The 10315-nt window shown below is 38.0% G+C and carries 13 protein-coding genes and 1 tRNA gene; 5 read left to right on the top strand and 9 right to left on the bottom strand.

Translation table 11 applies throughout. From position 1 onward, the window contains the following. Nucleotides 1–355, top strand: a 355-nt coding sequence (locus ACT3SX_RS01195; RefSeq protein ID WP_444518394.1) for an Mpo1 family 2-hydroxy fatty acid dioxygenase, incomplete at its 5' end; no start/stop codon positions are given. A 221-nt stretch (nucleotides 356–576) separates the two neighbouring features. Here ACT3SX_RS01195 and ACT3SX_RS01190 read toward each other — a convergent pair. From ACT3SX_RS01190 to ACT3SX_RS01165, 6 genes are all read right to left on the bottom strand, one after another. Next, nucleotides 577–942, bottom strand: a complete 366-nt coding sequence (locus ACT3SX_RS01190; RefSeq protein ID WP_192992564.1) for a hypothetical protein — start codon at nucleotides 940–942, stop codon at nucleotides 577–579. A gap of 584 nt (nucleotides 943–1526) precedes the next feature. Further along, a complete protein-coding gene (locus tag ACT3SX_RS01185) occupies nucleotides 1527–1925 on the bottom strand; it encodes a roadblock/LC7 domain-containing protein (RefSeq protein ID WP_192520510.1) in 399 nt (132 codons plus the stop codon). Nucleotides 1926–1939: 14 nt separating this feature from the next. Then, on the bottom strand, nucleotides 1940–2473 hold the full coding sequence (locus ACT3SX_RS01180; protein WP_192992563.1) for a GTP-binding protein: 534 nt from the start codon (nucleotides 2471–2473) through the stop codon (nucleotides 1940–1942). 4 nt (nucleotides 2474–2477) lie between these two features. Then, a complete protein-coding gene (locus tag ACT3SX_RS01175) occupies nucleotides 2478–3221 on the bottom strand; it encodes a BLUF domain-containing protein (RefSeq protein ID WP_192992562.1) in 744 nt (247 codons plus the stop codon). A 290-nt stretch (nucleotides 3222–3511) separates the two neighbouring features. Then, on the bottom strand, nucleotides 3512–3871 hold the full coding sequence (locus tag ACT3SX_RS01170) for a hypothetical protein (protein ID WP_192520507.1): 360 nt from the start codon (nucleotides 3869–3871) through the stop codon (nucleotides 3512–3514). A gap of 757 nt (nucleotides 3872–4628) precedes the next feature. Further along, a tRNA-Gly gene (locus ACT3SX_RS01165) sits at nucleotides 4629–4703 on the bottom strand. A gap of 616 nt (nucleotides 4704–5319) precedes the next feature. Between ACT3SX_RS01165 and ACT3SX_RS01160 the strand changes: the two genes are divergently transcribed. From ACT3SX_RS01160 to ACT3SX_RS01145, 4 genes are all read left to right on the top strand, one after another. Next, nucleotides 5320–6132, top strand: coding sequence for a M48 family metallopeptidase (locus ACT3SX_RS01160; protein ID WP_192520506.1), 813 nt, complete (start codon nucleotides 5320–5322; stop codon nucleotides 6130–6132). Between the two features lie 688 nt (nucleotides 6133–6820). Continuing rightward, nucleotides 6821–7144, top strand: coding sequence for a BolA family protein (locus ACT3SX_RS01155; RefSeq protein WP_192991992.1), 324 nt, complete (start codon nucleotides 6821–6823; stop codon nucleotides 7142–7144). Between the two features lie 125 nt (nucleotides 7145–7269). Further along, nucleotides 7270–7629, top strand: coding sequence for a SirB2 family protein (locus ACT3SX_RS01150; protein WP_192991991.1), 360 nt, complete (start codon nucleotides 7270–7272; stop codon nucleotides 7627–7629). A 223-nt stretch (nucleotides 7630–7852) separates the two neighbouring features. Next, nucleotides 7853–8254 (top strand): hypothetical protein, encoded by a 402-nt coding sequence (locus ACT3SX_RS01145; RefSeq protein ID WP_192520503.1) that lies wholly within the window; start codon nucleotides 7853–7855, stop codon nucleotides 8252–8254. Between the two features lie 153 nt (nucleotides 8255–8407). Here the strand turns inward: ACT3SX_RS01145 and ACT3SX_RS01140 are convergent, their stop codons facing one another. The 3 genes from ACT3SX_RS01140 to ACT3SX_RS01130 all read right to left on the bottom strand — a co-directional run bounded on the left by ACT3SX_RS01140 (nucleotide 8408) and on the right by ACT3SX_RS01130 (nucleotide 10171). Further along, a complete protein-coding gene (locus ACT3SX_RS01140; RefSeq protein WP_192991990.1) occupies nucleotides 8408–8854 on the bottom strand; it encodes a thioredoxin domain-containing protein in 447 nt (148 codons plus the stop codon). Between the two features lie 107 nt (nucleotides 8855–8961). Then, nucleotides 8962–9144: a YgaP family membrane protein gene (locus ACT3SX_RS01135; RefSeq protein ID WP_192991989.1), complete on the bottom strand. Its 183-nt coding sequence runs from the start codon at nucleotides 9142–9144 to the stop codon at nucleotides 8962–8964. Nucleotides 9145–9298: 154 nt separating this feature from the next. After that, on the bottom strand, nucleotides 9299–10171 hold the full coding sequence (locus tag ACT3SX_RS01130) for an MBL fold metallo-hydrolase (protein ID WP_192991988.1): 873 nt from the start codon (nucleotides 10169–10171) through the stop codon (nucleotides 9299–9301). Nucleotides 10172–10315: the final 144 nt, after the last annotated feature.

Below are 10315 nucleotides of genomic sequence, written 5' to 3'. Positions count from 1 at the left end.
AAAAATTCATTGGCTATGTGTTCCAACCATTTTTATCAGCCTGTTAGGTGTCGGGATGTCACTCTCTGTCTGGTTTACCTTAGTACTTAGCGCCTTGGTTTTATTGTTTTATATGCAATTATCTACGCCACTATTCTTAGCCATGGGTATATTCATCTTACTATGCTTATCTGTGATGGCGCTGTTACCTTTAGGCTTCAAAGTTTGGGCAGGTATATTCATTGTCGCTTGGATCGGACAGTTTGTCGGTCATAAAATCGAAGGAGAAAAGCCTTCATTCTTCAAAGATCTACAGTTTTTGTTAATTGGGCCAGCATGGGTCGCCAATAGCTTAATGAGCCGCAAAAATAGTTGATATCATTTATATTTTTTGTCTTCTTAAATACAAAAATCGCTATCCAACCAACAGTTGGATAGCGATATTCGTATTACAGTTGTCTAAATAGCGTGAAGCGTAACTTGCTGTGTCTCTTTATCTATTGACTGTCTTTCTAAGACAGCAAACAACTAGCTAGGCGCGCAAACAACTACAAAACCTCAATAAAATATACATCGGTTTAAGTCTGAATCACCGCATTATACTTCTAAGCTTTTCTCTACTGACAGTACTTTGCGACGTGCTAATGCAAGGTTAGCTTTTGATTTATCAAGTACCAAATAAATAAACAAATCTTCGTGGTTATGTGTAGGACGAATGATATGAATCTGAGATTCTAAAGTGATTAACATATCGTCAATTTCACCTTTAATACCAAGCGATCTCATGGTAGCAACTTTTGCTTTTACGACTTGTGCGTTACCTGCTGCGGCAAGCTCTAAATCAATACTACCACCAGCACCGGTCATACCTAATACCATACCTGACATGTAGTCGACAATACAGGCACCCATAGCACCATCAAGACCCATTAACTCTTGTAAAGACGCATCGATATTTGACATATTTTCTCTCATTCACTTGATTGTAATTAAAAAAGATAACGCTAAAATTGTGAGATATTTTTGTTAAAAAAATATCAATGGCTAAGTATGTTTTTCATATAAATAATGCACCACACTATTTAAAAAAACTAATATCACTTAGTAGTTGCTATTATACTACTTATGCCAGAACACCGATGTTTTTGAACTGACCGTTCACCACCTAATAACTACCGTTGAGTAGGAAAAATAAAGAATTTTATGAGTTTTTAACTATTAATCGAAGTAATTACTCTAATATGAGTGAATTTCGTACATAAATCACTATATTTAAGGCATATTCTCAACCTGAATATTAAATTTTAAATAGGTTAAACGTTGCAATTCTGCATCGAATAACTTACTAATATCTGAATATTATTTGTACAGCCCTCCTTATTTGGCTGCCATTTTTTATCACTATTTTCAAAATAAGAACATGCTCTAGTTATACCTAGCATCAACATCTAAACCACGAAAAAAAAGCACCACCCAACCATTAGTTGAGTGGTGCTTTTTATTTGGCACGTAAAGCGCGCTATACTAAATTGTCCTGAGTACCCTACCTACTCTGTGATAGCAGATATCTCTCCGATCAGTTTTTTAGTTTTATATCTTGCTTCGGCCAAGGCCATCTTATTATGCGCCACAAGCGTCAAGACACAAGGTTTTCCAATATAGTCCGTTTTTACGAATAATATATTCCCAGAGGTCGCTTCAACGATAGTAATATCACACTGTCCTTGCTTCATTTGATTCGCAGACGAGTCACTCAGTGACGATAACGTACTACTCATTGCCGCAAATTTATCCGCTTGATTGCTCAGTTCACTGACGGAAAAACAACTGATAGGAAAGCCATCTGTCGTACATAGGCTGACCAGCATAATTTCTCTATTGGCATCGCACAAGGTTTTGATGTGATGTAACAGCGCAAGTTTCGCTGGTGATTTTTCATTTGGCATAGTCATATCCAACATTAGTCTTGGTTGTTAAGAGTATTGAATAGTGATAAAAGAGATACAGCCGATTCTCTACTTCTAGGATCGGTATTGATCACTGGCGCTACCACGTTATGCTGCATTAGCATAATTCTTATTTCTTGACCCAACGTTGCAAGCTTCTCTTTATCAGCATCTTCACTGTGAGTAATACCGACAATACAAGTGGTCTGGTTTTTTTCTGGTGCAAAAAACTTTAACAGTTTATCTATGTTGGCGTAGTCTGGTGTCTCGCCATACTTAATTAAAATGAGTAAGCCCCATAAAGACTGGTTGACAAACTCCCATAAAAAAGAAAAACGCTCTTGACCTGGCACCCCATAGATACCCAAGGCCATTTCATCTGATAAGGTGATACGCCCATAATCAATGCCTACCGTGGTGTATTTCTTACCGATATCGATACTAGATTCTGCTTCTGTTTCGATAGGATTGATCTCACTTAATGTGTTGACCAACTGAGTTTTTCCGGCGCCCACTTCACCAATGATAGCTAGCTTTTGATAATTCAATTTTTTACCTCATTCCTAAGAATTTTTTGATCGCACCGTAAAACTTACTAGGTTTTTTCTTGCTGACCACTTTCTCTTCTAATGGCTCTCCGTCAGTGACGCTTAGTATGCCTGATTTCTCAAACTCTCTGACCATCTGTGTGACTTGCTGGTGTGTTCCAAACTCACCACTATCCACCAAAAAATTGAAAGGATAAGGCTTTTTGGTCAGCTTTATACATAGGTTCATAACCATTTGAGGATCACTTTCATTATTCAGATCAGGCCAGGCTATCAACCTTAAGTTCTTGCCTTGATAATATTGATCAGGAACCGCATCAATCTTTTTTATGTCAATAAAAGGCTGAATACGGTCTTTCTGCTGTTCATTAAAGATATTAAAAACTGCTCTATTGCTCTCTATAAAATTATCAAAGAAAACACCTTTATCCACAAAATTGAAGACACTAACGCTCCAATTAGGAAAGATACGCTCAGTAATGCTTTCGTTTAAAAAGACCCAAAGATCTTCGTGTCTAGGATCAGCTGCTATCTTAGCCATCAATGTGTCTATTTCCAAATCAGACCCTTCTAGTATTTGAAAATACTGGCCCTCACGGTAAGAGATGATTCCAGTAATTTGCGCTTTTGGGTTATGCTTACTAGAGGCACTAATGATGTCTGATAATCCAGTAGGCATACGTACACTATTATTACTGATAAGCGCTCTACAGATAGGTGCTCTACTAACGTATGCAATACATTTCATTTTATCACCATTTAATAAGGCATCTAAGGGTTAGCTAGATCATCGTCATACAGCCAATCCTATATAAAGCTGATACAATTTTAGCCTTGCGCAGTTTGCTATTTATCACGCTTGAACTGGCTTTTAGGTATTCAAATTATATTAAACTGACTATATATAAAAAGATTATATTCGTTATATAACATATTTAGATAACAAATATAATCTTGCTACTTGTGCTTTTCAGAAAAGCAAAAGTAACAAGAGCATTTGGATTAAAAAATTCGATTATCCAAATATAAAAAATCAAATTATATTTCTATTTTAGTGTCTACTGTTTGTACTTTACGGCGTGCTAGTGCAAGGTTGGCTTTTGATTTATCAAGTATCAAATAAATAAACAAATCTTCGTGGTTATGTGTAGGACGAATGATATGAATCTGAGACTCTAAAGTGATTAACATATCTTCAATTTCACCTGTGATACCAAGCGACTTCATGGTAGCAACTTTTGCTTTTACGACTTGAGCATTACCTGCTGCGGCAAGCTCTAGGTCAACACCGCCACCAGTCATACCAAGCACCATGCCTGACATGTAATCAACAATACAAGCGCCCATAGCGCCATCAAGCGTCATTAAATCCTGTAAACAATCATTGATATTTGACATTTTTTTCCCCTATTAACTTAGTTGTTGTTCAGTAAAGCAATGCTGTTGCAATAGTTTAATACTAAACTAAATTTGATTTATAGTTAACCAGTTCCACTTATTACTTCTTTTTAGATAAATCTAAATTTGAAAAATACCGGTCATAATAAAGTCATAAATAACTAAGCATGCTTTTTAAGATAAGCCATACATCACACTTATTACAAAACTTAACATTACTTAGTAGATTTTATTATACACATATATTAACACTAAAAACATATTTATTAGAGGCTTTCATCATCAAATCAATAATACGAGATGCAGAGAAATAGAAATACCCAAGAAGTCGCAAAAGAACTTAAATAATTATTGCTACTAATAACTATTTTTATTCAAGAAACGCTATCATTAATCATCACTATTTTTTTGTTCCAAAAGATGGCCAACAGTCATTCTTATAAAACCAAAGAACAGCGTTATATAACAGAAAAATCATAGAATAAATAAGCTAGGATAGCCATAGACAGTTCAAGATATGTCGGTTCAATTTAGAGGTAGTACAAGACAACCAAATATAAAGATATATTTAATGTTTAAAGCGAGGCTAAAGCAGTCGTACTTTTATAGTGGCGGGACAGGTATCTTAACCCTCCTATGTATTGAAGCAACTATAGCCATTAGAAGAACCATGGTCGCATACTCAACATGCTCTAGTTATTTTTAATATTTCATGCACAAAAAAAAGCCTCACTGTTAAGTGAGGCTTTTTAGAATTTGGAGCGGGAAAAGAGATTCGAACTCTCGACCCCAACCTTGGCAAGGTTATGCTCTACCACTGAGCTATTCCCGCTAATTATCAAGTTATAATAGTTAACTACTACGTCTCGATAGGATGGCTATTTTAGCAAAAATTCTGAGTGTGTCAACACCTTTTTCAGTATTTATTTCTAATAAATTTACCGACGTTATTTTCTTACTATATAATATCAACTAAGCATTTGATTTAATGACAAATACCTACCGTAAGAGAGTAAAAATAATTTTACGGTAATAAAAGTAGTCTAAGACTATCTAATCAAAAAAGTACTAAATAACATGTATCGCCATCACTTGATTCTGTTTTTGAAGAGAACAAGGCATAAATATTACGTCTTTCTCCTAATTTCATGCTTATACATGGCTGTTTTGCTTACAATCATACCTTGTATTGTTACTTTTTCTACATTGGTTTTGCTGCATTCACATTATTATACTTAGATGGAGCTTGTGTCTTAAATTCGCTCGCTAATCATCTAAATAAGCTAAAAACTAAGACACGCCCTAATAACAGTTCAAGTGATTTTTTATAATTGAGGCAGAACAACATATGTTAGCCAATTATCGATAATTAACTGACTTTCGACTTATGCTACCTCCCCATACTTTGTTCAACTTTTCCTTTTATCATTTACAGCGAGGATGTTTTTATGAAAAAACTACTGACTACTACCGTCATGGCAGTATCATTATCAACATTGACTTTAGCCGGTTGTACTAGCACAACTAATACAGGTACCATTGGAGTTGATCGTCAGCAGCTGTTATTAGTTTCTAGTGAGCAAGTTTTAGAATTGTCAGCACAAAGCTATGCTAATACGATACAAGAAGCCAAGTCGAGTGGCGTACTAGATACCGACTCTGCACAACTCAATCGCCTAAAAATTATTGCCAATCGTTTGATTGGTCAGGTTGGTGTCTACCGCACAGATGCGGCAGCGTGGGATTGGGAAGTACATACCATCAAATCCGATGAGCTAAATGCTTTTGTGGTACCTGGTGGTAAGATTATGTTTTATTCAGGGATTATTGATCGCTTGAGCCTAACTGATGATGAGATTGCCGCGATTATGGGACATGAGATGTCACATGCACTACGAGAGCACTCACGTGAGCGTCTCTCTCGTGAATATGCAACGCAAACAAGTATCGGTGTGGCTGCCAGTATATTTGGTTTATCACAAGGACAAACCGAGTTAGCAGGTACTGCCGGTAATTTAGGCTTAAGCTTACCTCATAGCCGTACTCAAGAGTCTGAAGCCGACCAGATTGGTCTTGAGCTGATGGCGCGTGCAGGTTATAACCCACAAGCAGCAGTTAGTTTGTGGCAAAAAATGCAGAAGGCAAGCGAAGGCGAGCCGCCACAGTTTTTAAGCACTCACCCATCTAGTAGCAATCGTATTTCTCAGCTGCAGTCCCTAATGCCTAAAGTGATGCCACTGTATGAAAAGGCTCGTCGTTAATTTATTATGTCGTTGTAGACTCTGTACACTAAGTCAATACGAATTACGCTTTAAGAGCAGAGTGCACCTATCTATTGTGCCCTGCTCTTTTTCTTTTTTAACAAGATATGCTATTACTCAAAAGCCTTGTGGTTTATTAGGGCGTGTTGAACATTCAAATGTGGTGCTGGCAGTGACTATTTTTTAGACAATATGCAGTGAAGTTTTTGATGCCTAGTCATTCTAGGTGAAACAATTTCGCCATGTATTGGCAAAAAAGAGTACTGCCCTCCACTCGAGCATAGCTCTCGCCTTGCAAACGGGCAAAGCAGAGCTTTGCTGGATCCGTTCTCAAGGCTGATGCTAAAATCACCCCAAACGTCGTTACAAGCCTAGTTAAGGTCTCGACATTATCGTCGGCTTGCGCCTAGTTTGGTGCAATTTTAGCGATCAGCAGCCCTAATATTTGAATGTTCAACACGCCCTACTATATTTTTGACAACTTGATTCAAGTAATGATTGAACATGACAGCAGGACCTACAAATTAATAGCCCACTGTTCAAATAATGACGTCTGCTATAATACATACAATATATTATTCACATACTGCTAATGGCTATTAGGGCTTTATCCTCAACTTAATCTATAACTATCTCACTAGTCTAAAAGTGAGAGCACACTCTACGTAAAATATATAAAAGGACTGCTATGAGTACCACACCAATCGCTGATGCGCTCAATACTGAGCTACAATCTTTACAGCCAAAATATTTAGAATTGATAAATGAATCGATGGATCATGCTGGCTATTTTGATGGCAAAGAAAGCCATTTTAAGCTCACTATTGTCAGTGATGTTTTTGAAGGTAAACGATTAGTCGCACGCCATCAGTTAGTATATGAACAGGTTAATTCACTGCTAACATCACAAGGTGGTCAAGTACATGCATTGGCTATCCATGCCTATACACCAATCGAGTGGCAAGGACAAAGTCCTAATAGCCCATCATGTGCCGGACAAAGTAAAAAATAAAAAACCAAATAGATATTAGGGTCTGTTGAACGTTCAACAGACCCTATTTGAGCGACATTTTTTAGACGATAATTGAATTCTATAAACCAGCTAAGCACATGCCACTTTAAGGAAAACGATATTCAATGAAACATTTACATATGCTCATCGCCTTGCTGATCATTGTGCTATTCTTATATCAAAGTTATTTGGTATTAAGCGCGAATAGACGAGCACCACGTCCAGTTAAGATAATCTCTCATATGCTCTATGCCTTTTTGATTGTATCAGGGGCTGTCATGCTAATGCAGCTAATGAGTGTTAATGCGCCTGTACAGTGGGTGTTCGCCAAAATAATTTTACTTTTTGCAGCTATTAGCTCTAGTGTAAAAGCTTTTAAGAATCACTCCACACCCAATCAACAGAAAGCAGGTATTCTCATTGCTGGTATCGCATATCTAGGTATTATAGTACTTGCCTTTGCAAAACCTGGTAACTTATTTTAATAGCTCTTTAGCATGACGACATGCTCTATGTTTTTAAAAACAGCTATACTGCTAAAAGCATTTGACGCGTGTTGAGCATTCGACCATGGCACTGAAGAGTGCTATTTGTGAACATTCAATGCGCCCTATATGTGATAGTCGATATACTTTCAATATCTTAATTATGTTATCTTTGCTATCTTAAATGAATATAACTACAACCATTTAGCCTCATGGAGCTACGATGAAAACTCTTGCGACAGCGACACTACTTGCGATTACTGGCATTTTCGGGCTCTCAGGCTGTGCTTCTACTGGCAATGTAACGCCGCAGTATGTGCCACCAAGCACTTATCAAAGCTACGACTGCCAAGCACTTAACCAAGAATATGCTCGTGTCAATCGTTATGTAGATGCGGCACTTAATGAGCAATCAACTCTATCTAGTACTGGTGTGGGTATCGGTGTCTCGGCAGGTAGTTGGGGCATTTCTCCTAACATCAGCTTTGGTTTGGGTAAAAGCGAAAACACCAAAGCACGCGATGCAAAATTATCGCGTCTCTACGGTGAGCGTGATGCGATTGTGCAATCTGCCCGTCTTCAAAACTGTGACTTTGTCGATGGTATCAAGATTTATGGCGAGTAATATTCAAAGTAGTATCACTGATGGTTCACATTGAACTTAGCCTTATATTATCATCACTATAAAAAAGCCAATACGCGATAAGCATATTGGCTTTTTTGTATTTATATGAGGATGCTAGCAGAAAGAATGGCGTTTTATGCTAAGCGTTTTGTGTTAGGCCTTTAAACTCCGCACCCACTGGACAATTTGATCACTTGGCAACGCACCTGATTGGCGTGCTATTTCTCTGCCATGTTTAAAAGCCACCATGGTTGGCAAACTTCTAATATTATATGGTGCAGCGGCTTGTTCGTATTTATCCGTCTGCAATTTTGCAAATACTACTTGTGGTAATTGACTGGCCGCCACTTTAAACTGCGGTGCCATCATAATACATGGCTGACACCAACTTGCCCAAAAATCAACGATAGTCAATACGTCATTCTTTCGAATGACTTTATTCGTAGTTTGCGCGTTCAGTTCTTGAGGGCTAGCCGTCAGTAGTGGCTGACCACATTTACCACACTTCGGCGCCGCATCTAGTTTTACTGCTGGTACACGGTTAGTCGCTTGGCAGTGTGGACATACCAAATGATAGTCTTGCATCTTTTTTTCACTCATATGATGACTCCTATACTGAGCATATATGTTTTGAACACAGCAACTTTGATCGACACGCTTGACCTGTTTATTACTTTATCATGAAATCACCTAATAAGTGAGTCATGTTAACGTTTACAAGTATTGGCACCCAGCATTTTGTATAGTGGGCAGAAACGGAACAATCCCGTCAATAGTGGCACTAAACCAACCACACCCCACCAACTTTGATAATAAAAACCAACCGCAATGATGACGACACCAGCGATAATACGAAGTGTACGATCGGTACTACCAACATTGATACCCATGATGATCTCCTTAACAAGACTAAAAAAACAACCGTTACGATAAGCATTCAGTTGACAATCAATCGTGTTTGAATACGACAAACAGATATGATGACAACTGACGCTCACCTTGTACTTACATAAGATTTCAGTTCTTACTTACGCTTATATCCGTTCATTGTCCAAGAACATTAATTGGTACTTTCAAATAACGAGTACCATTGTCTTCTGCCTTTGGAAAATGACCTGCATCAATATTGACTTGTACTGACGGAACAATCAGACGTGGCATTTCAAGAGTGGCATCACGGCGCTCACGCATTTGTACAAACTCTGCTTCATTGATACCATCTTTTACATGGATATTGCCCATCTTTTGCGCAGCAACGGTAGTGGTTGGGCAATGCTTGCGACCTTTGCTCGGATAGTCATGGCACAGATACATAATCGTATCTTCAGGCAGTGCAAGCAGCTTTTGAATTGAGTGATACAAAGTTTTAGCATCTCCACCTGGGAAGTCACAGCGAGCCGTGCCCACATCAGGTGCAAACAAGGTATCGCCAACAAAGACCACCGTTTTTTCATTGTCAGCAGCAATATAAGCCATATCAGCCGGTGTGTGACCTGGCACATACATAACGGTAATGGTGATGTCGCCAAGCATGAAGCTCTCACCATCATCCGTTAAAATATCAAACTGACTGGCATCAGTCCGAAAGCTGGTGTCAAAGTTAAAAATTTGCTTAAATATTTTTTGTACTTCGGTGATATGCTGGCCTATGACGAGTTGCCCACTAAGTAACTCTTTTACGTGAGCAGCAGCTGATATATGATCTGCATGGGCATGGGTTTCTATGATATAGCTCAGTTTCCAACCATGCTCACGCACAAACTCAATCACTCCATCAACGCTAGTAGTACCAGTACGTCCTGACTTGGCATCAAAATCTAATACTGGATCGATGATGGCACATACTTGATTTTGAACGTCTGCGAGTACGTGAGTATAGGTTTCTGTATCGCTGTGTAAGAAAGAATGTACTTGCATGGCTACCTCTTTTCTTTTAGATGAATATTTTATTTTTTTATAAATTCTTAAGTATAATATGTGCTTGGTTATCGTATTTACCATTACATACTGACTTGCTATGTATGCTAATATAGCAATTGCCTAACAATTTATCAATTTATA

Source organism: Psychrobacter sp. AOP31-B2-9, from assembly GCF_052378005.1.
Classification (GTDB): Bacteria; Pseudomonadota; Gammaproteobacteria; order Pseudomonadales; family Moraxellaceae; genus Psychrobacter.
Note: the sequence above shows the minus strand (reverse complement) of the source record. Positions and strands in the feature narration are given on the sequence as shown.